Consider the following 20,565-nt stretch of genomic DNA (forward strand, 5'->3'; position numbering starts at 1 on the left):
CAGGGATCACCCACCGGCGCCCTCCGCCGTCGAGGGGGAGGAGACTACGCCTGTGCCAGGCCGAGGTCGTGGTGCCGGGAGACCTGAAAGGCCAGCACCATGAGATGCGCGCGGTTGCTGACTCCCGCCTTTCCCCGGATTCTGCGCAGGTAGGTGTCCACGGTGTGCGGACTCAGATTCATTCTGCGCGCGATGGAGGAATACGTGTGGCCCTCGGCGAGATAGCCGAGCACTTCGAGCTCACGGTCGCTGAGTTGATCCAGTATTTCGACGGTGAACGGACTCACAGGTGTGCCTTTCTTGGTGAACGCAAGGGCCTCACGGCCGGGCCTTCGCCGGCCCGGTGGACGGGACTGCCGGACCCGCCTCGCGCGCCGCCGGGCCGCTTGCCGGTGACGCGGGTTAAGGTGCGCCCGTGGTCGGGGGACGACACTGTGGGGGTGTGCAAACCGAGTGGTGACCGTCTGCCCGATCCGGGGGCGGCGTTCTGACCTGGCGCCATGGCCGGTTCCGGACACGCCGTTTCCGTCATGGCCTCAGCCGTCGCGCCGTTCCCCGGACTCACCGAGCCGCGTGCGGACCGGGTCAGCTGCCCGAACTGCCCCAGCCGCTGTCGCCGGAGACGGTGATGCCGGCCGCGTCGGTCACCACGTCGTTGATGACGCGACCGCCCCACCCGCTGTCCCCGTCCGTCCCCCCGCCGCCGGCGAGCACGGAACGCGCGGCCGCTCCGGGTGCGGGCGCCGGCACGGTGTGGGTCGCTCCCATAAACGCGCCGAATGCGATGCACGCGACGGCGGAGGCTGCGGCGGCGGCACGGAAGGATTTCATGTGGGGCGCTCCTGGTTCTGATTTTCTCGAACGGAACCGATAGTTCCGCGTATTCGATCTCCGGTGCCTCAAGACTTCCGTGCCGACGGCGGTCATGACCAGCGGCCGAGGTGCTCACCAAGCTGCCCCGCAGCAAAACGAACAGGGGATGAAATGGTTATACCGGACCAGAATCGGGCAATCGAGCCGCCTGCGAGACCCAGTGACAGCGAAGTCGCTCTGTACCGCTGGGTAGCGGCCAACGAACGCATGGACCCGGACCGCGCCGCCCGGGAACTGGGCCTCGCGCGGGAGGAGGTGGAAGCCGCCGTCGTCTCCCTGACCGAACTCGGCCTGCTCAAACCCGATTTAGACGACCCGGTGCGGCTGCGTCCGGTCGACCCGGACCTCGTGGCCGCCGTGGTGACCATCTCCATGGAGGCGGCGATCCGCACCCAGCAGGCCGAACTGCACCGCATCCGCGACCAGTTCGCCAACCTGCGCGGCCACTACCGGGACAGCCTGAGCCGGGAGTCCGTCGACCTCGAGGTGATTCCCGGAGTGGAGGAGGTGCGGGCCGCCCTCAACCGGGCCGCCGAGGAGTGCATGGTGGAGATGCTCACCAGTCAGCCCGGCGGGAACCGCGTTCCGGAGGTCCTCCAGGAGGCCCTGGCCCGCGACACCGCGATGCTCTCGCGCGGGGTGCGGATGCGCACGCTGTACCACCACACGGCACGCTTCAACGGGCCCAGCCAGGCCTATGTCGCCACCGTGTCCGCCCTCGGCGCCGAGTACCGCACCGCGCACGAGCTGTTCGGCCGGCTGATCGTCTTCGACCGCAAGATGGCCTTCGTCCCCGAACGCGGCGGCACATGGGGTGCCGTGGTGATCCGCGAACCCTCGGTCGTCCACTACCTGTGCGAGGTCTTCGAGCAGGCGTGGACGCAGGCGGCGCCGTTCTCCGACGCCGCCGCCGACGGCCTGGAACTGGTCGCGAAGGACATCCACCGGACGATCGTGCGGCTGCTCGCGGCCGGCCTGAAGGACGAGAGCATCGCGCGCCGGATCGGCATGTCCCTGCGTACCGCCAGGAAACACATCGCCGACATCATGGAGACACTCGGAGCCGAGAGCCGCTTCCAGGCCGGGGTCCTCGCTGCGCACCAGGGACTCCTCGACGAAGCCCCGGAGGCCGCACCCGTCGACTGACCCGGGCGCACGCCGCGGACCGCAGGGGCGCCGCCGGGTGGCGACGGACCGCCACCGGTTCGGTACCGTGATCCCGGGACTGTCCCAACCCCCTTTGTGTGCAGCAGAGTTCCTGCAAACCGCGGGCACGGGTCGACGCCACTGGCGCCGCTCGTCCCTGCGGCCATGTGGCGGATGAACAGGAGACCTGCCCTTCCCGGGATGTCCCGTGCACCACGGACGGGCCGTCCGCGCGTGAACCACGGCACGCGGGACGTTGCGGGTGCGATGCGGAGCGGAGCGGGACGTGGATTACGAAGGAGACTGGGGGAAGGGCGCATCCGGGCTGGAGCTCTTCGTCAGGGATCTGGCCCTGTGTCTGTCGGTCCACCGGGACAGGGGGCCGGCCCTCGTGTGGCCGGACGGCGTCGACGCCGTCCTGTCGGGGAACGACGGCGTACGGCGCGGGCGCGCGGACCCGGAACCCGGGCCGGACCTGGAACCTGACCGGGACCTGGAACCCGAGCCGGACGGCGTGGCCGCCGGGACGACGGACCTCACCTCCGGGCTCGGTGAACTGCTGGGCTGCCGTGTCGGGAGTTCGTATCTCACCCTGCCCACCGGCGCGCAGAGCACCGGCAACACCGCGGCGACCGATCTCGTGCTCCTCCCCGTGCGCGGAAGCTGCGGCGGCCGGGTGGAACCCTCGCCGCCGGGGCAGGCCCGCGCGGTACTGGACCGCGCCCTGGAACTGCGGCTGAGGGTGGGGGAAGCGCTCTACGTGCCGAACGGTTTCGGCTACGCGCTCAACGGGGCGCATTCGCCGTGCACACTGCTCGTCCTCGCGCTGCACCCGCCGGTCTGGTGAGCGGGCGCACCGACGCCAGGAGCCGCTCGCGCAGGTCGGCGGTCAGCGCCCGTCGGGCCTCGCGCAGATAGAAGTGCCCGCCCGGGAAGGATCTCGCCTCGGCCGTCCCCCGGGCGTAGCGCCGCCACTCCCGCACGGCCGCCTCGCTGACGGCCGGGTCCTGGCGTCCGTGATACGCGAGGACCGGAGTGTCCAGCGGCTCGGCCCCGGCGTCGGGCCGGTAGGTGTCGATCAGCCGGTAGTCCGCCCGGACGGCGGGCATGACGATGGCGCGCAGCTCGTCGTCGGCCAGGACCTCGGCGTCGGTGCCGCCCTGCGCGAGGAGTTCGGCCACCAGCCCGGCGTCCGACAGCAGATGCCGGGAGCGCCTTCGGAGCAGGTGCGGCGGAACCATCGCGGAGACGAAGAGGTACGACAGCTCGATCCCGTGACGCGCCCGCAGCAGCTGCGCCGCCTCGTACCCGACGGCCGCGCCCATGCTGTGCCCGAACAGGGCCAGCGGCCGGTCGGCGAGCGGGACGAGGGCGGTGGCGACCGCTTCGGCCATCTCCGCCATGGTGGTGACCGGGAGTTCGTGGAAGCGGTCCTGGCGCCCCGGGTAGCACACCGCGAGCACGTCCACCCCGGGGGACATCAGCTCCGGCCAGTCGCGGAAGAACGTCGGCGAACCGCCCGCGTGCGGCAGACAGACCAGGGTGGCCTCGGCCGCGGGCGGTTCGGCACCGTAGCGGCGCAACCAGGCGCCCAGGCGCTGTGACCGAGTGGTGGGGACGTCCATGTCACACCTCCGGGCGGGTCTGCCGACGGGCGAAGTGGATCAACGGCTCGGCGTTCTCGTCCGTCTCCGCGTGAACCACGTGACCGATGACCAGGGTGTGGTCCGCGAGGGGCACGTACCGGGTGACGCGGCACACCACACCGGCCACCGCTCCGCCGATGGGGGCGCCGTGCGAGGAGACATGGTCGACGCCGTCGAAGCGCCGGACCGCCGGCAGCTCGGCGAACCGTGCGGCCAGTGCGCGCAGCCGATAGGGAAGCACGCTCACCCCGAAGCGGCCGGCGGCCCGGATGTGCCGGAGTGTTCCGCTGCCCGAGGCGAGCGAAGCCAGGAGGGTGGGCGGCCGGTCGGTCAGGGAGAGGACCGCGGTGGCGGTGCAGCCGACCGGGTGCTCCCCGTCGTAGGCGGTCACCACGGTGACACTGCGGGCGAAGCGGGTCATCACCTCGCGGAACACCTCCGGCGGGACCGTCTCGGGCCCGCCCGCGGGAGTGACGGCTTCCCTGGTGGTCGCTGTCATGGGTGAGGTTCTGCCTTTCGGGGCGTGGGGTTCTGTCGACCCCCGGCGCGTACGGCCGTCCCGCCCGGCAGGGGCGCCGAGGCCGGGCGGGACGGTGGCCACGGAGGGCGGCAGAGGGTGCCGTGTGGATCAGGCCGGCACGGAGGCGCGTACCGCCGTGCCGAACTCGGCGGTGGTCGCGCCCGCCGTCTCACCGCCGTCGACGACCAGCTCCTGGCCGGTGAGGAAGGCGGCCTCCGGCGAGGCCAGATAGTGGAAGGCCGCCGCGATCTCCTCGGGCCGGGCGTGCCGGCCCGCCGGGATCCGGGCGTTGACGTCGGCCAGCATGTCGTCGGTGTACTCGGCGAGCTGCATGGGTGTCAGGACCGCTCCGGGACTCACACAGGCCACCCGGATGCGGGGACTGAGTTCCAGGGCGAAGGTCTGGGTGAGGGCGATGATGCCGGCCTTGGTGGCGTTGTAGTCGGCGTAGTGCGGGTAGCCGCGGCGGCCGTTGACGGACGCCGTCGCCAGCAGGACCCCGCCGTCGCCGTCGGTCATGAGGCGGGCAGCGCTCCGCCACAGGCCCAGGGTGCCGAGGAGGTTGACGTCGATCACACGGCGTGCGGCCTGCTCGGTGATGTCGAGGACGCCGTGGCGGACACTGATGCCGGCGTTGGCGATGACGACGTCCAGGGAGTGGTCCCGGTGCACCCGGGCCAGGGCGTCGTCCACGGCCTGCCAGTCGGCGACGTCGCAGCGGATCCACGAGACGGGACCGCCGGGCTCGTCCTGGGGTTCGGCGATGTCCAGGCTGACCACACGGTCACCCGCTCGCGCGAAACGCTCGACGGTGGCCCGGCCGATGCCGCTGGAGCCACCGGACACGACGATGGTGCGCATGTCTTGCCGTCCCTTTCGGTGAGGGGAACGAAGGAGGTGGTGAGGGGAGTGTTCAGGGAGAGGGGAAGAGGGGGGAGGGAGAAGGGGGCGCGGGGAGGGGCGGGTGTCGGGCGTGGTCAGAAGAGGACCCGCCTGTCCCCGGGCGAGGCGTGCGAGGTCGTCTTGCGCAGGTCACGGCTGACGATCATGCGCTTGAGCCAGCGGTCCGTCCCGTCGTGCGCGGCCCGGAAGGCCCTGCGGCCGTGCACGGCGACATAGTTGTCCACCACCGCCAGGCTGCCCTGCTCCACGACCACGTCGAGCTGGACCCGCTCCAGCTCCTCCATCAGCTCGTCCAGGGCCTGCCGGGCGGCCCCGTCCCGGCCCGCGCACGTCATGAACGGGTAGTCGATCCGCAGGTAGGGGCGCTCCCGGTCACCCGACAGGACCGGCACGGGCTCGGGGTCGGACTGCATCCGCAGCATGCCGGCCAGGGCCGGGTGACCGGGGTGGCGCTCCTGGAGCTGTCGTACGTGCTCGTCGTCGGGGCGGATGAGGAAGCTCGGCGTGCGGAGCAGGTCCGCGGTCTCGTCACTGATCTTGACGTCGCGCACGGACGACACGATGGTCGGCACCCGTTCGTGGTTGCGCATCCCGAAGAGGAGCAGGTAGTCGCAGCGGCCCGGGTGGAAACCGTCCTCGGTGTGGAACTCCAGCAGGCACTCGCTGCCGTGGCCGCTCTGCCGCAGTTCGTCGCCCCGGATGGGCAGCAGGTTCTGTACGACCCGGCCCAGCTGGAGGGTGGAGAAGGTGAAGGGGTCGCCGAGGGCCGTGCCCACCATGGCCAGGAACAGCTCCTGGTCGAGGGGCGGGCCGTCGGCCGGCACGTCGGCCCAGTGGGCGGGGGTGGGGCCGACGGCCTCGTCGTCGACCGGGAAACCGTGGATCACCAGCGCCGCGGCGGGTTCGGTGCGGCGGAAGTGCTCCAGGAAGGTGCGCAGTCCGGTCGGGAGGTGCGAGGCCGCGTCCCAGTGCCGGTCGTAGAAGGCGGACTGTGCCGGGGCCGGGGTCGAGTCGCGCAGGCCGGCGAGCGCCTCCTGGATCTGTTCGGTCTCAGCGGCGGACAGGACGTATTCGAGGGGAAGACCGTGATACATGCGGGGACCTGCCGGTTTCTGATGAGGAGAGCGACGACGGGGCGGACGGGGGAGCAGCGGGCGGGCGGGTGGACGAGGCGGGGACGGGGATCAGGGAGGCGGCGGCGCACAACAGGCACAGGACGCCGCTGAACCGGAAGGCGTCGGCCGCACCGCCCTGGGCGAGCAGCGCGCCGCCCAGCGCCGTGCCCAGGCCACTGCCGAGGGCGTCCGCCGTGCCGAGGAAGCCGAAGGCCCTCGCTGTGCGGCCGGGGCCGGCGTCGCGCGCCACCTGCGCGGAGACGAGCGGCAGGGCGACGGCCAGGAGGACGCCCTCGGCGAGGGACACGGCGACCGCCGCGGCCACCGAGCCCACCAGCGGGTACAGGCAGGCGCAGCAGCCGAGGAGCAGTGCGGCGCAGCGGATGCGTGCGTGCCGGGACACCCGTGGCAGGACGGCGCCGGCCCGGGGCGACAGGACGAGCGCGGGCAGCGCCAGGCAGGCCGCGGACCAGGCGATGAGCGCGTTCCGGGCGCCCAGGTCACGGAGGTACACGGCCCAGACCACGGAGTAGCCGCCGTAGAGCGCCGTGATGCCGAACAGCAGCACCAGGGGCGGCCACAGTGTGCCCAGCAGGGCGGACGGGGGGCCGGCCGCCGGCTCGGGGAGCGCCGGCGCCGGAAGCTTCTCCCTCGCTGACAGCCGGGCGCCGGAGTCGCTCGCCGTGGCGCGCTCGCGCCGGTCCGCCGTACCCGCCACCGCGGCCGCGGTGAGGGCGACGGCGGTGGCCGCCCACGCCGCCCCTGTGGTGCCGCCGTGCAGGAGGACGGCTCCCGCGCCGAGCGGGCCCACCAGGGCGCCCAGCATCTGCGCGGCCGTCAGCCGGCCGTAGGCGCGCTCCAGCTGGTCCGGACCCGGCCCCCGGCCACCGGGAGCGTGCGCGGCCAGTGTGGCGCGCAGTCCCGTCGCGGTCAGCGCCGCCCCCGCCATCAGCAGGAAGTCGGCGGCGGCCAGGCTCCACCACGGGGTGAGCGTGGCGAACGCCAGACAGCCGGCGCTCTGCACAACCGTGCCCAGCAGCGTCATCCGGGTGGTGCGCCGGCGGTGTCCCCAACGGCCGGCGGCGAGTTGGGCCAGCGCCCCGCCGGCCGCGGCCGCGGCCATCACCAGCCCGATCGCGCTCTTGGCGACCCCCCGGTCGAGGAGGATGAGCGTCTCCGCCGAGAACAGGCCGAGCTGGCTCGCCCGGGCGAGGAAGGCGACGGCCGTGACCGGAAGGGGCGCGCTCACCGCGCCGGCGCGGCGTCGGCGGCCATCGCCCGGACCAGGCTCGCGGGACGGATGTCCGTCCAGTGCGCGCCGATGTGGTCCAGGCAGTCCTGGCGCGAGCCTTCCGGCCGGGCCACCGTCCAGCCGGCCGGCACCTCGGCGAACGAGGGCCACAGGGAGTGCTGGTTCTCGTCGTTGACGAGGACGAGGAAGGTGCCGTCGGGGTTGTCGAAGGGGCTGCTCATGGGTTCCTCCTGGTATGCGGGCATGGATGGGTCGACAGGGGTGCGACATGGGGGCGGCATGGGGGTCGTGAGAGGGGGATGCCGAGGGGCGGGCGCCCGTGCCGGCCGGGTGTGACTCCTCGGTCAGCCGAGGCGTCCGGCGAGCGCCCGGGGGGTGGGCCGGTCGAAGACCGCGCGCACCGGGAGCCGGGGATCGAGGCCGAGGGCGCGGACGCGGCCCGCGAGCCGCAGCGCGCGGAGCGAGTCGCCGCCCAGGGCGAAGAAGTCGTCGTCGGGGCCGATGTGTTCGAGACCGAGGACCTCGGCGAACAGCGCGCGTACGGCGTCCACGGGGCCCTCCGCGGGAGCCGGCCGGCCGGGGAGCCCGGTGAGCACCTGGCGGAGTCCGGCCGCGACGCGCTCGGCGGTGTCCCGGTCGAAGAGGTCGGGCCGGTAGCGGAGTTGCAGGTGGAGCCGGTCGCCGGGCACGCCCATGACGGTCATCGGGTAGTGGTAGGCGTCCCGGCCCTCCAGACCGGACAGCCGTACGTCGCCGGCGCGCACCTCGTCCGTGCCGCCGGGGTAGTTCTCGAAGACGGTCGAGGTGTCGAAGAGCGGGGTGCCGCCGGCCAGCGCGTGGATGCGGGGCAGGCCGAGGTGGTGGTGCGGCGCGAGGGAGGACTGCTCGTCCTGGACGCGCGCGAGCAGGTCTTCCAGTGGTTCGCCGTCCGTCAGACGCACCCGCACCGGAACGGTGTTGATGAACAGCCCGACCCCGTCCTCCGCCCCGGGCAGCTCCGGGGGACGCAGCGACACGGTGGCGCCGAAGACCACGTCACGCCGTCCCGTCGCCTCGGCCAGGACGAGCGCCCAGGCCGTCTGCAGCACGGTGTTGAGCGTGACCCGCAGCGTGCGGGCCAGCTCGGTCAGCGCGGCGGTCTCCGACTCGGTCAGCTCCGTCACGACCCGCTCGGGCAGCAACGGCGTACCCCCGCGTGCGGCGTGCGGCGCCAGCAGGGTCGGTCCCTCGAGCCCGTCGAGCGCGTCCCGCCAGGCCTTCTCCGCGGCGTCCCGGTCCTGCCCGGCCTGCCAGGCCAGATGGTCGCGCACGGTGGCCCCGGGCAGCGGCCTGGGCAGGTGCCCCGCGCCCCCCTCCCGGGCCTCGTACAGGGCGAACAGATCGCGCAGCAGCACCGGCAGGGACCAGCCGTCGAGCAGGAGGTGATGGACGGTCAGGATCAGCGTGTGGTGCTCGGCCGTCTCCCGTACGAGGGTGAAGCGGGCCAGTGACGGCCCCGTGAGCGGGAAACGGGTGCCGCGGTCCGCGGCCAGGAGCTCCGCCCGCTCGGCCTCCCGCGCGACGGGGGAGAGGTCGTGTTCGGCCCAGGACGGTTCCACGTCCCGCAGGACCACCTGCACCGGTGTGCCGGAGACGAGGGTGTCGAAGGCGGTGCGCAGCGGGGCGTGCCGGCGGACCAGGTCCCGGCACGCGGTGCGCAGGGCGTCGCGGTCGAGTGGGCCGTCCAGTCCGAGGGCCAGCTGCACGGTGTAGACGTCCGCCGTCTCCTCGTCGTACAGCGCGTGGAACAACAGCCCTTCCTGCAAGGGCGTGAGAGGCAGCACATCGGTCACCGTGTGCCGGGCCCAGCGAGTCTCGAGCGCGTCGAGCTCGTCCTGGCCGATCCGCTCGCCCGCGACGGCGACGACCCCGAGGTCGGACGGGGTGAGACCGCCCCCGCCGGGACCGGCGGTGTGCGCGACGAGGGCGCGCAGCGCCCGGAACCAGGTGTCGGCGAGTTCGCGCACGCGCGCCTCGTCGAGCAGTTCGCCGGGCCAGGACCAGTTGGCGACCAGGCGGGGCCCGTCGGGACGCTCCTCGGTGACGGCGTTCAGGTCGACGGCGTGCGGCAGCGGCATCCCGGGGTCGGCCGGGGAGATGAGGGCGTCGGCCTCGTCGGCGGCCTCCCAGTCGCCGGTGTGGCCCGCGGCGAAGCGGCCCAGGTAGTTGAAGCCGAGCTGCGGGGTGCGGCCGGCGGCGAGCAGGGGACCGGTGTCGCGGTTGAGGTGGCGAAGCAGCCCGTAGCCGATGCCCCGGTCCGGTACGGCGCGCAGCTGTTCCTTCACGGTCTTGACGGCACGGCCGAGTGCGGCCCCGCCGGCCCACACGTCGTGCCAGTCTGTGGCGCGGGCGTCGAGACGTACGGGGTACAGGGCGGTGAACCAGCCCACCGTGCGTGAGAGATCGAGGCCGGGGGCGATCTCCTCCTGCCTTCCGTGGCCCTCCAGGTCGACGAGGACGCCACCGGGTCGCTCCGGTCCGCGCCAGTGGGCGACGGCCAGCGCGAGAGCGGTCAGCAGGATGTCGTCGATCCCGGCGTGGAACGCCTCGGGCACGGCCGTCAGCAGCGCGGCCGTCTCCTCGGCGGGCAGGGTCAGGGTGAGGTCCTCGCGGGTGGCGTAGACGTCGCGGGCCGGGTCGAGCGGGCGGGCGGTCAGCAAGGGGTCCTCGGCGGCCGACACCTCCTGCCACAGCGGCAGTTCCGCCGTGCGCGCCGGGGAGTGGGCGGCCTCGGTGAGACGGTGCGCCCAGGTGCGCAGGGAGGTGGGCACCGCATCCAGCGCGGCGAACGCGTCCTGTCCCGCCACCGCCGCCCGCCAGGCCGCCGCGAGGTCGGGCAGGAGGATCCGCCAGGACACACCGTCCACGGCGAGGTGGTGCACCATCAGCAACAGGCGGCCCGGCTCCGCCTCGCCGCGGTCGAGCCACACGGCCCGCAGGACCCGGCCGCCGTGGGGGTCGAGTGCGCGCTGTGCCGCCACGGCCAGGTCCGCGACGGTCTCGCCGGGTCCGCGATACCGGGTGAGACAGTCGGCGGCCCGCACGCTGCCCCGGGCGGCGACGTCCAGCGTCCACCGGCCGTCACCGTCACCGTCGCCCGCACCGCCGTCGCCGAGCCGCAGACGCAGCGCGTCGTGCCGGTCGAGGATCGCCTGGAGAGCCGTGAGCAGGTCCTTCTCGCGCAGCCCGGCCGGGACGCGCACCAGCGTGGACTGGTGGAACCCGGCCACCGGCCCGCCCTGCTCGCGCAGCCAGTGGGTGATGGGCGTGGCCGGCACGGGTCCGGTGCCGGCGCCGTCGGGCTCGGTGGCGGGCGCCGGGCCGGCCGGGGAGGCCACCGTGGCGAGCGCGGCCACCGTGCGGTGCCGGAACACGTCGCGCGGGGTGAGGGTCAGCCCGGAGCGGCGGGCCCTGGCGACGAGCTGGATGGACAGGATGGAGTCGCCGCCGAGTTCGAAGAAGCCGTCGTCCGGCCCGACGCCCGGCACACCGAGCACCTCGGCGAAGAGCGCGCACAGCGCCTCCTCCACCGGGCCCTCGGCGGTCCTTCCGCCGACGGCGGTGAACGCGGGGGCGGGCAGCGCCCTGCGGTCGAGCTTTCCGCTGAGCGACAGGGGAAGCCGCGCCAGCGGCACGAACGCCTGCGGGACCATGTGCTCGGGCAGGCCGCCGGCGCAGTGGGCGCGCAGCGCCTCGGCGTCGAACTCGGCGGCGCGTGCCGGGTCCGCCGGGACGACGTAGGCGACCAGACGTCTGACGCCGGGCCGGTCCTCGCGGACGACGACCGCCGGGGTGCCCACGGACGGGTGACGGGCCAGGACGGACTCGATCTCGCCGAGCTCGATGCGGAAGCCGCGGATCTTCACCTGGTCGTCGGCCCGCCCCAGGTAGAGGAGTTCGTCGTCCTCGGTCCAGCGCACGATGTCGCCGGTGCGGTACATCCGCGAGCCCGGCGGGCCGAACGGGTCGGCGACGAAGCGTTCGGCGGTCAGCGCCTGCCGCCCGTGGTACCCGTGGGCGAGTTGGACGCCCGTCAGGTACAGCTCGCCGGGAGCGCCCGGGCGGACCGGCTGCAGACCCGCGTCGAGGACGTGCACGCCGGTGTTGTCGACCGGGCGGCCGATGGGCACGGAGGCCGTGGACGCGCCGCGGTGGCTGCGCCGGTGGGTGACGTCGACGGAGGCCTCGGTGGGGCCGTACAGATTGTGGAGTTCGGTGCCGGCGGTGTCGAAGAGGTCGTGGAAGCGGTCGGCGAGGGGGGCGGGGAGCGCCTCGCCGCTGCAGATGACCCGGCGCAGGCCCGTGCACTCGGCGGCCGCCGGGGTCCGGAGGAAGGACTCCAGCATCGACGGCACGAAGTGCAGCGTCGTCACGCCCTCGCGCCGGATCAGCGCCGCCAGGTACTCGGGGTCCTTGTGCCCCTCGGGCCGGGCCACGACCAGCGTGGCGCCGGTGATCAGCGGCCAGAAGAACTCCCACACCGACACGTCGAAACTGGACGGCGTCTTCTGCAACACCCGGTCCGCGGGCGTCAGTTCATAGGCGGACTGCATCCACAGCAGCCGGTTGACGATGCCCTGGTGAGGGACGAGCACCCCCTTGGGGCGGCCGGTCGAACCGGATGTGTAGATCATGTAGGCGGCCTGGCGCGGGTCGACGCGCGGCAGCTCCCCGCCGTCGGGCACGGCCTCCTCGGCCAGCCGGCCGTAGACCTCCGGGGTCACCACCAGGGCGGGAGAGGCGTCGTCGAGCATGTACCGCACCCGGTCCGGCGGATAGTCCGGGTCCACCGGAAGATACGCGGCTCCCGCCTTGTGCACGGCGTACAGCGTCACCAGCAGGTCCACGGACCGGGGCAGGGCGACGGCGACGATCCGCGACGGGCCGGCGCCCCGGGCCCGCAGGGCGTGCGCCAACCGGGTGGCGCGCTCGTCGAGTTGGGCGTACGTCAGCGTGGTGCCCTCGAAGACGACGGCCGGCGCGGACGGTGTGCGCGCGGCCTGCGCGGCGAACAGCTCGGGCAGGGTGGTGGCCGGATGCGGGACGGCCGGGCCGGTCCCGGCGGCCGGCAGCGCCGCCCGGTCCTCCGTGTCGAGCGCGCCGACGCTGCCGCAGGGCAGTCCGGGGGTGGCGGCGAGGGCGCCCAGGATCCGTACCAGACCGCGGGCGAGCCGCCGGGCGGACGCCTCGTCCACGACGTCGGCGCGATGGCTCAGGTCGAGGCGCAGCCGCCGTCCGGGTACGGCCGTCAGACTGAGGGGGTAGTGCATCGTTCCCGTGGTGGCCGTGTCCTCCAGGAGGGCGACGCGCACTCCGCCGAAGGTCCGGTCCAGCGCCTCCTGGTCGAAGGGGGCGTTCTCGAAGACGACCGCGGTGTCGAACAGGTCACCGAGACCGGCCAGCCGCTGGATGTCGGCGAGACCGAGGTGATGGTGCGGGAGCAGAGCGGCCTGTTCCTCCTGAATGCGCTCCAGCAGGCCGCCGAACGGTTCGGCGGGATCCAGGCGCACCCTGACCGGCACGGTGTTGATGAACAGACCCACGGTCTCCTCCACGCCCGGCAGTTCCGCCGGCCGGCCCGAGACCGTCGCCCCGAAGACCACGTCCTGGCGGCCGGTCGTCCGGGCCAGCGACAGCGCCCAGGCGGCCTGCACCAGGGTGTTGACCGTGATACCGCGCGAGCGGGCGAACCGGGTCAGGTCCGCGGTCAGCGACTCCGTGAGACGGGTGACCACGCGCTGGGGGAACACGGCCGGTCCGCCGCCCGACCCGGCGGCCGCCAGGAGGGTGGGTTCGTCCAGGTCGCCGAGGGCCGTGCGCCACGCCTGCTCGGCGGCCTCCCGGTCCTGCCCGGCCAGCCAGGCGAGATGCCGGCGGAAGGAGGGCGCCGGCGGCAGCCCGTCGGCGCTGCCACCCCGGTCGTACAGCTCGAACAGATCGCGCAGCACCAGCGGGAGCGACCAGCCGTCCAGCAGGATGTGATGGTTGGTCAGGAGCAGGACGTGCCGGTCGGCGGCCATGCGCAGCAGCCGGAAGCGTACGAGTGGAGGGGCGGAGAGGGTGAAGCGGCGCTCCCGGTCCTCGGCCGTGATCCGGTCGAGCGCGGCGGACCGCTCCGCCTCGGGCAGCGGGCTCAGGTCGTCCTCCGCCCAGGGCGCCTCGACGGCACGCGGCACGATCTGGACCGCCCGTCCCGTCCCGCGCTGGAGGAAGCCCGCCCGCAGCGCGGGGTGCCGCGTCAGCACGGTCCCGCAGGCCGTCCGCAGGGCGGCCCGGTCGAGCGGGCCGGTCAGCTCCAGCGAGGTCTGGACGGTGTACACGTCGCTGCCCTCGTCGTCGTACAGGGCGTGGAAGAGCATGCCCTCCTGGAGGGGCGTCAGCGGCAGGATGTCGAGGTCGGGGCGGTTGCCGGTCGTCGACCGGGGCGCGGTGCTCGGTGTCGCGTTCACTGGGCGGACTCCCATTCGGCCACCAGCTCGGCCAGTTCGTCGTCGGGCAGGGCGATCGGCGGCAGTTCGGCTTCCTCGGACCACGCGGGGGCCTGCGCGGCCGCGTCCTGGGCGACCGGGGCGAGCGCGGCGGCCGTCCGGTGCGTGAAGACGTCCCTGGCGGTGAGGACCAGTCCCGCCCGCCGGGCCCGCGCGACCAGCCGGACCGAGAGGATGGAGTCGCCGCCGAGGGTGAAGAAGCCGTCGTCGGGGCCGACTCGGTCGAGGCCGAGGATCTCGCCGAAGAGGGCGCAGAGGAGTTCCTCACGGGGGCCGGCCGGGGCGCGTCCCGCCGCGTCGGCCGTGACGGAGGGCGCGGGCAGGGCACGTCGGTCGATCTTGCCGTTGCGGGTCAGCGGCAGGCCGGGCAGCGTCATGAACGCGGCGGGTACCTGGTAGTCGGCCAGCAACGGGATGAGATGGGCGCGCAGTTCGGCGTCCGTCGGCGCGTCGACACCGGGCGGCGGCACCACGTACGCCGTCAGCCGCTTGACGCCGGGAGTGTCCTCGCGCGCCACCACACAGCACCGGGTCACCGCGGGGTGCCGGGCCAGAGCGGCCTCGATCTCGCCCGGCTCGACGCGGAACCCGCGGATCTTGAGCTGGTCGTCCGCGCGGCCGAGGAAGACCAGTTCACCCCGGTCGTTCCAGCGGACCAGATCGCCGGTGCGGTACATGCGTCCGCCCGGTGCGCCGAAGGGGTCGGCGACGAAACGCTCGGCGGTCGCCTCCGGACGGTCCAGGTAGCCGCGGGCCAGTCCGGCGCCGGCCAGGTGCAGTTCACCGGCGACGCCCGGCGGCACGGGCCGCAGCGCGCTGTCCAGGACGTAGGCGCGCATGCCGTCCAGCGGCCGCCCTATGGGCACCGTCGCCGGTACGTCCTGCTCGGCGCGCATCCGGTGGCGCGCGGCGAACACGGTGGTCTCGGTGGGCCCGTAGCCGTCGACGACGACCAGGTCCGGGTTGACGCTCATGACTGCGCGCACGGCCCGGCCGGGAACGACGTCGCCGCCCGCCCACACCTCCCGCAGCCCGGCGAAGCTGCCCGGCGACTCCTCGGCCAGCAGCCGGAACAGCCCCGCCGTCAGCCACAGCGCGCTCACGCCGTGCTCGGCGACGAGCCGCTCCAGGACCGGCCCGTCCAGCTGGCCCGGCGGCGCGAGGACGATCCGGCCGCCGCCGAGCAACGGCACCCACATCTCGTACGTCGCCGCGTCGAAGGCCTGGGTGGAGTGCTGGAGCACCGACCGGTGCGCCTCGGCGGCGAACGCGCTGTCCCCTGCCAGGTCCACAACGGCCCGGTGGGTCACGCCGACGGCCTTGGGCTCACCGGTCGAGCCCGAGGTGAACAGGACGTAGGCGAGCTGGTCGGCGCGGACCTCGGGGAGCGGTCCGGTGGCGCCGGGCACGGCCGGGCCGGGTTCGTCCACCACGAGGAGCCGCCCGGCGTCGAGGTCCCGTGCCGTGGCCCTCGAAGCGAGGTCGGTCAGCAGGATGCGGGCCCGCGTGCCGCTGGTCATCGCGCGCAGCCGGTCGGCGGGGGAGCGGGCGTCGAGCGGCATGTACGCGCCGCCCGCCTTGAGTACGGCCAGCAGGGAGACGATCAGCTCGGGCGAGCGTTCCTGGAGGACGGCGACCCGCTCCTCGGGCCGCAGTCCGAGAGCGAGCAGCCGACGGGCCAACGCGTCGGCCCGGGCGTCGAGTTCGGCGTAGCCGAGGGTCCCGGCGGCGCCGGTGACCGCGACGGCGTCGGGCGTGCGCGCCGCCTGTTCGGCGAACCGCCGGTGGATGGCGCTGTCCGACGGGGGCACGACGGCCGCGTTCCACTCGTTCAGTACGCGGGAGCGTTCCGCGGGGGACAGCAGATCGACGGCGGCGAGCGGGGCGTGCGGCGCGGCGGTGAACGCCTCCAGGAAGCGGGCTGTGCGCGCGACGACGGCCTGAGCGGTGGCGCGGTCGACGAGATCGGGGCGGTAGGCGAGCCGGAGGGTCAGCCGCTCGCCCGGTTCGGCGATGAGCGTCAGGGGGTAGTGCGTGGCGCCGTAGCTGTCGGCGGTGCGCACGGTCAGCCCGGCCCGCTCCCGGACGTCGGCGTCCCCACCGGAGTGGTTCTCGAAGACCGTGGAGGTGTCGAAGAGCTGGTCGAGCCCGGTGTGCCGGCGCAGGGCGGCGAGGCCCACATGGTGGTGCGGGGAGAGCGCGGACTGCTCGTCCTGGACACGGGCCAGCAGCCGTTCCAGCGGTTCGGCCGCGTCGAGCCGTACCCGGACCGGCACGGTGTTGACCAGCAGACCGGCCAGCCGGTCGACACCGGGGAGTTCGGGCGGGCGCAGGGAGACGGTGGTGCCGAAGACGACGTCGTCGCGGCCGGTCAACTGCGCCAGAGTGACCGCCCACGCGGCCTGGACGACGGTGTTGGGCGTGAGGGATCGGACGCGGGCGGCGGCGGTCAGCGCGGCGGTGCGCGCCGGGTCGAGGGTCACCCGGACGTGCTCGGCGAGGACGGGTGCCCGGCCCTGGTCCGCGTCGGGCACCGCGAGCGTCGGCTCCCCGACGCCGTCCAGCGCGGTGGCCCACGCCTTCCCGGCCGCCTGCTCGTCCTGCGCTTCGAGCCACTCGGCGTAGTCGCGCAGGGCGAGGGGGGCCGGTGTGCCGAGGTCTTTGCCCGTGTATCCGTCGAGCAGGTCGTCCAGCACCAGGGCGAGCGAGGCGCCGTCCAGCACGATGTGGTGGCCGGTGAAGACGAGGACGTGCCGCTCGGCGTCCAGACGTACGAGCAGGAAGCGCACGAGGGGTGCCGCGGCCATGTCGAAGGAGCGCGCGCGGTCGGCGGTCAGCTCGCGGGCGATCCGCTCCCGCCGGCCGTCCGCCGGAAGCCCGGTCAGGTCCAGTTCGGTCCACGGCACGCTGTGCGCCCCGGTGATCACCTGGACGGCCCGACCGGACACGGTAGCGGTGAAGGCCGCGCGCAGGCACTCGTGCCGGGCCAGGAGCGCGTCGCAGGCGGCGCGCAGCCGGTCAGGGCGCAGCGGGCCGGACAGTTCGTACGCGGTCTGCGCGATGTAGGGGTCGATGCCGGCCCTCTCCCCGTCCGCGCCTTCGTACTGGGCGTGGAAGAGCATGCCCTCCTGGAGCGGGGTGAGCGGCAGGACGGCGGTGTGCCCGGGGTGGGAGACGGCGAGGGCGGCGCGCTCGCCGTCGTCCAGGGCGACCAGCGGACGGCGGGAGCGGACGGGCGGCTCCCGGCTCGGCTCCGGGCCGCGCGCCGCCTCGGCGAGCCTGGCGACGGTCTTGTGCCGGAACACGTCCCGGGAGTCGATGACGACCGAGGCCTCCCGGGCCCGCGCGGTCAGCCGAACGGCCAGCGGGGAGTCGCCGCCCAGGGCGAAGAAACTGTCGTCGATGCCGACCCGGCGCACGTCGAGGAGTTCGGCGAACAGGGCGCACAACGTCTTCTCGACGGGGGTGCGGGGCGCGCGGCTGTCGGCCGCGGCGGTGATCTGCGGGGCGGGCAGGGCGGCGCGGTCGAGTTTTCCGTTGTGGGTCAGGGGCAGCGCGTCCAGGGCGACGTAGCCGGCCGGGACCATGTACTCCGGGAGGGACGCGGCCAGGTGCTCCCGCAGCGCTCCGGCGTCCGGCACGCCGACACCGGGGGCGGGCACGACGTAGGCGACGAGCCTGCGCACCCCCGACCGGTCCTCGCGCACCACGACCCCGCACTGGGCGACGGACGGATGGGTGGCCAGGACGGACTCGATCTCCCCGGGCTCGACGCGGAAGCCGCGCAGCTTCACCTGGGTGTCGGCCCGGCCCACGTAGACCAGGAGGCCGTCCGGGCCGCGGCGGACGAGGTCGCCCGTGCGGTACATCCGTTCGCCGGGAGCGCCGAACGGGTCGGCGACGAACCGTTCCGCGGTGAGCGCGCCCCGGCCCAGATAACCGCGGGCCAGTCCGGCGCCGGACAGGAAGAGTTCTCCCACGGCCCCGTCCGCGACGGGGCGCAGGGCGCTGTCGAGGACGCGGGCGCCCAGGTTGTCGACGGGTCGTCCGATGGCGGGGGAGGCCGCCGCGCGCAGGTCGCAGTACATCGAGTCGACGGTGCACTCGGTCGGCCCGTAGACGTTGCGGGCGGTCAGGCCCGGGGTGGCGCGCAGCTCGGCCCAGAGGTCGTCCGGGATGGCCTCTCCGCCGAGCACGAGCACGCGGGGGCGGTGCGCGCCCTCCAGGAGTCCGGCGGTCAGGAGCTGGCGGGCGTGGGTGGGCGTGGTGTCGAGCAGATCGACGGCGTGCCGGTCGGCGTAGCCGGCGAGCGCACCGGCGTCCCGGCGGGTCGCGTCGTCGACGACGTGCAGCTCGTGCCCGGCGACGAGCCACAGCAGCGCCGTCCAGGAGGCGTCGAACACGAACGCGTTGGTCAGCGCCACCCGGAAGCGCTCGACGCCCGCCTCCGCCACGGCAGGTTCGATGAGGACGCGCCGGTGGTGCTCGTAGAGGTTGCTCAGACTGCGGTGCTCGACGGCGACCCCCTTGGGCCGGCCGGTGGATCCGGAGGTGTGGATGACATAGGCGAGGTGCCGGGGGAGCAGGGGCCGGGTGCGGTCGCCGTCCGTGGGGTCGGTGTCGGGCAGCCCGGGCAGGCCGAGCCCGGCGTCCTCGAGGAGCAGCACCCGCGCGTCGTCGCCCCGGGGGAGGGCGCCGGCCAGGCCGGCGGTGGTCAGGATCAGCGCCGGGTCGGCCTCGGCGAGGATCTGCCGGGTGCGCTCGGCCGGGTGGTCCGGGTCCAGCGGGACGTAGGCGGCACCGGCCTTGAGGACACCGAGCATGGCGACCACCGTGTCGGCGCCGCGCGGGAGAGCCAGCGCCACGCAACTCTCGGGTCCGACGCCGAGGCCGGCCAGGAGATGGGCCAGCTGGTTGGCGGACGCGTTGAGCTCGTGGAAGGTGAGCGTGCGGCCTGGGGAGACCAGGGCGCGGGCGCCGGGGGTGCGGGCGGCCTGCGAGGCGAACAGGTCGGCGACGGTGGCGGGGGCGATCGAGCGCGGCGGCTCACCGGTGCCGGACAGCGTCGCCTCGGTCTCCGGTCCGGTCAGGGTGTCCAGACGGCCGAGGGGCAAGGTGGGGTCCGCTGTGGCCATGGCGGTGAGGAAGGCCAGGAAGCGCTCCTGGATCCGGGCCAGTTCACCCGCCTCGTAGAGCGCGGGGTTGGCGTCGAACGAGAACTGGAGCCCGTTGCCGTCGGAGCGCTCGTAGACGGAGAGGGAGAGATCGCCGACCGGCCCGTTGGACATGTTGTGAACGGTGATCGGATGCCCGGCGAACGTGACGTCGAAATCGAAGGGCATGATATTGATCATCGGGCCGAAAAGATGCCGACCCTCGTCGAGCAGGCGCAGATCACGACGCAGATCACCGTACGGATAGCGCTGGTGACGCAGCAGCTTCCTGAGTTCCCCGGATACATCGCGCAGCACGTCCCCGACCGTCATCTCCGGGGAAAGGCTGACGCGCAGAGGGAGTTCGTTGGACACCATTCCCGGCACGTTCCGGGCCTCGGCTCCATGGCGGGCGGAGACGGGAATTCCGAGGGTGATGTCACGTATTCCGGTGACACGATGGAGATGTGCGGCGACCGCCGCGACGACGACGGCCGACCAGGTCGTGCGGGAGGCTCGGGCGGTGGCGCGCAGGCTGTCCAGGACCTCGGGGGAGAGACGGGTGAGGTGGCGCAGGAACGTGTCCGAGGGCGGTGCGGTGCCTCCGGAGCCGGCGAAGGTGGCGATCTCGTCGGGACGGTCGGCGAACCGCTCGGTCCAGTGCGCCCGGTCCTTGCCGTACTGCTCGGAGTCGCGGTAGGCGGTCTCACCGTCCAGCAGTGCGGTGTACGGCGCGAAAGCGCCCTCGTCGGTCGGCTCACCGGCGGCCAGTGCGGTGTAGACGCGGGCCACGCGGGCGGTGACGGCCGCCGCTGCGAACGCGTCGACGACGAGGTGGTGGTAGCGCTGGTGCCAGAAGTAGCGGTCGTCGGCCAGCCTGATCAGGGCGTACCCGAACAGTTCCCCGTGGGCCAGGTCGACGGGACGCGCCAGATCCGCGGCGATGTACGCGCGCGCCGCCGCCTCCGGGTCGTCCTCGCCGGACAGGTCGAGCCGGGTCAGCCGGGCGCCTGGCGCGGCGCCGAGCACCTGCCGAGGGCCGTCGCGTTCCTCCGTCGGCCGGATGTGCAACGTTTCGGCCTCGCGGACCACTTGCTCCAGAGCGGTCTCGAATATGTCCCCGTCGACCGGCCCGTGGATTTCCACGAATTCGCCGACGTTGTAGACGGGAGAATTCTGATTCAGCTGGTGCGCGAACCAGACCCCGCTCTGGGCTGCCGTCAACGGCAGCGAAGTGTGCTGGGCAGCAGACATGACTCCACCTCGGTCGGAGCTACGGCGGTCGGGAGCACCGCGGAATACCGTGAACGTGCCGCGCCGCATGAGTCCTTGCGCAGGGACCGGACGCTTTACAGATGATTTCCTCGACGCGTTTTTCGCTCAAGTCACGGGATGGCGTTACAGAGGCGTGGTCGGCGCGCTCGGGGATC

Annotated in this window: 12 protein-coding genes; 2 read left to right on the forward strand and 10 right to left on the reverse strand. The window is 73.7% G+C overall.

Annotation, left to right across the window (positions count from 1 at the left end):
• Window positions 1-44: 44 nt before the first annotated feature.
• Window positions 45-287, reverse strand: a complete 243-nt coding sequence (locus tag ACFWBD_RS13665; RefSeq protein WP_385666561.1) for a response regulator transcription factor — start codon at window positions 285-287, stop codon at window positions 45-47.
• Window positions 288-585: 298 nt separating this feature from the next.
• A complete protein-coding gene (locus tag ACFWBD_RS13670; RefSeq protein WP_385666563.1) occupies window positions 586-750 on the reverse strand; it encodes a hypothetical protein in 165 nt (54 codons plus the stop codon).
• Between the two features lie 330 nt (window positions 751-1,080).
• Between ACFWBD_RS13670 and ACFWBD_RS13675 the strand changes: the two genes are divergently transcribed.
• Window positions 1,081-2,019, forward strand: coding sequence for a LuxR C-terminal-related transcriptional regulator (locus ACFWBD_RS13675; RefSeq protein ID WP_385666564.1), 939 nt, complete (start codon window positions 1,081-1,083; stop codon window positions 2,017-2,019).
• 286 nt (window positions 2,020-2,305) lie between these two features.
• Window positions 2,306-2,866 (forward strand): hypothetical protein, encoded by a 561-nt coding sequence (locus tag ACFWBD_RS13680; RefSeq protein ID WP_385666566.1) that lies wholly within the window; start codon window positions 2,306-2,308, stop codon window positions 2,864-2,866.
• On the opposite strand, the gene ACFWBD_RS13685 is transcribed toward ACFWBD_RS13680, so the two are convergent.
• The 8 genes from ACFWBD_RS13685 to ACFWBD_RS13720 form a co-directional block, all read right to left on the reverse strand.
• Window positions 2,805-3,644 (reverse strand): thioesterase II family protein, encoded by an 840-nt coding sequence (locus ACFWBD_RS13685; RefSeq protein WP_385666568.1) that lies wholly within the window; start codon window positions 3,642-3,644, stop codon window positions 2,805-2,807. The two genes, ACFWBD_RS13680 and ACFWBD_RS13685, sit on opposite strands and share 62 nt — an antisense overlap.
• Before the next feature lies 1 nt (window position 3,645).
• Window positions 3,646-4,164 (reverse strand): flavin reductase family protein, encoded by a 519-nt coding sequence (locus ACFWBD_RS13690; protein ID WP_385666569.1) that lies wholly within the window; start codon window positions 4,162-4,164, stop codon window positions 3,646-3,648.
• A gap of 129 nt (window positions 4,165-4,293) precedes the next feature.
• Complete coding sequence (locus ACFWBD_RS13695) at window positions 4,294-5,046, reverse strand: SDR family NAD(P)-dependent oxidoreductase (protein WP_385666571.1); 753 nt, start codon at window positions 5,044-5,046, stop codon at window positions 4,294-4,296.
• A 116-nt stretch (window positions 5,047-5,162) separates the two neighbouring features.
• Entirely contained in the window at window positions 5,163-6,182 is a 1,020-nt protein-coding gene (gene gntD / locus ACFWBD_RS13700) for a guanitoxin biosynthesis L-enduracididine beta-hydroxylase GntD (protein WP_385666572.1), read from the reverse strand.
• Window positions 6,139-7,452, reverse strand: coding sequence for an MFS transporter (locus tag ACFWBD_RS13705; protein ID WP_385666573.1), 1,314 nt, complete (start codon window positions 7,450-7,452; stop codon window positions 6,139-6,141). Before ACFWBD_RS13705 ends, gntD begins: the two co-directional genes overlap by 44 nt.
• Window positions 7,449-7,676: an MbtH family protein gene (locus ACFWBD_RS13710; RefSeq protein WP_385666575.1), complete on the reverse strand. Its 228-nt coding sequence runs from the start codon at window positions 7,674-7,676 to the stop codon at window positions 7,449-7,451. Before ACFWBD_RS13710 ends, ACFWBD_RS13705 begins: the two co-directional genes overlap by 4 nt.
• A 123-nt stretch (window positions 7,677-7,799) precedes the next feature.
• Complete coding sequence (locus ACFWBD_RS13715; RefSeq protein WP_385666577.1) at window positions 7,800-13,943, reverse strand: amino acid adenylation domain-containing protein; 6,144 nt, start codon at window positions 13,941-13,943, stop codon at window positions 7,800-7,802.
• On the reverse strand, window positions 13,940-20,389 hold the full coding sequence (locus tag ACFWBD_RS13720; protein ID WP_385666579.1) for an amino acid adenylation domain-containing protein: 6,450 nt from the start codon (window positions 20,387-20,389) through the stop codon (window positions 13,940-13,942). The genes ACFWBD_RS13715 and ACFWBD_RS13720 overlap by 4 nt, the downstream gene beginning before the upstream one ends.
• Between the last annotated feature and the right edge of the window lie 176 nt (window positions 20,390-20,565).

It is taken from the genome of Streptomyces sp. NPDC060002 (genome assembly GCF_042737245.1).
Taxonomy (GTDB): domain Bacteria; phylum Actinomycetota; class Actinomycetes; order Streptomycetales; family Streptomycetaceae; genus Streptomyces.

Coding starts and splice junctions, on each gene's coding strand:
- ACFWBD_RS13720 (WP_385666579.1), bottom strand. CDS start 20,389: ATGTCTGCTGCCCAGCACACTTCGCTGCCGTTGACGGCAGCCCAGAGC.
- ACFWBD_RS13675 (WP_385666564.1), top strand. CDS start 1,081: ATGGACCCGGACCGCGCCGCCCGGGAACTGGGCCTCGCGCGGGAGGAG.
- ACFWBD_RS13695 (WP_385666571.1), bottom strand. CDS start 5,046: ATGCGCACCATCGTCGTGTCCGGTGGCTCCAGCGGCATCGGCCGGGCC.
- gntD (WP_385666572.1), bottom strand. CDS start 6,182: ATGTATCACGGTCTTCCCCTCGAATACGTCCTGTCCGCCGCTGAGACC.
- ACFWBD_RS13690 (WP_385666569.1), bottom strand. CDS start 4,164: ATGACAGCGACCACCAGGGAAGCCGTCACTCCCGCGGGCGGGCCCGAG.
- ACFWBD_RS13685 (WP_385666568.1), bottom strand. CDS start 3,644: ATGGACGTCCCCACCACTCGGTCACAGCGCCTGGGCGCCTGGTTGCGC.
- ACFWBD_RS13710 (WP_385666575.1), bottom strand. CDS start 7,676: ATGAGCAGCCCCTTCGACAACCCCGACGGCACCTTCCTCGTCCTCGTC.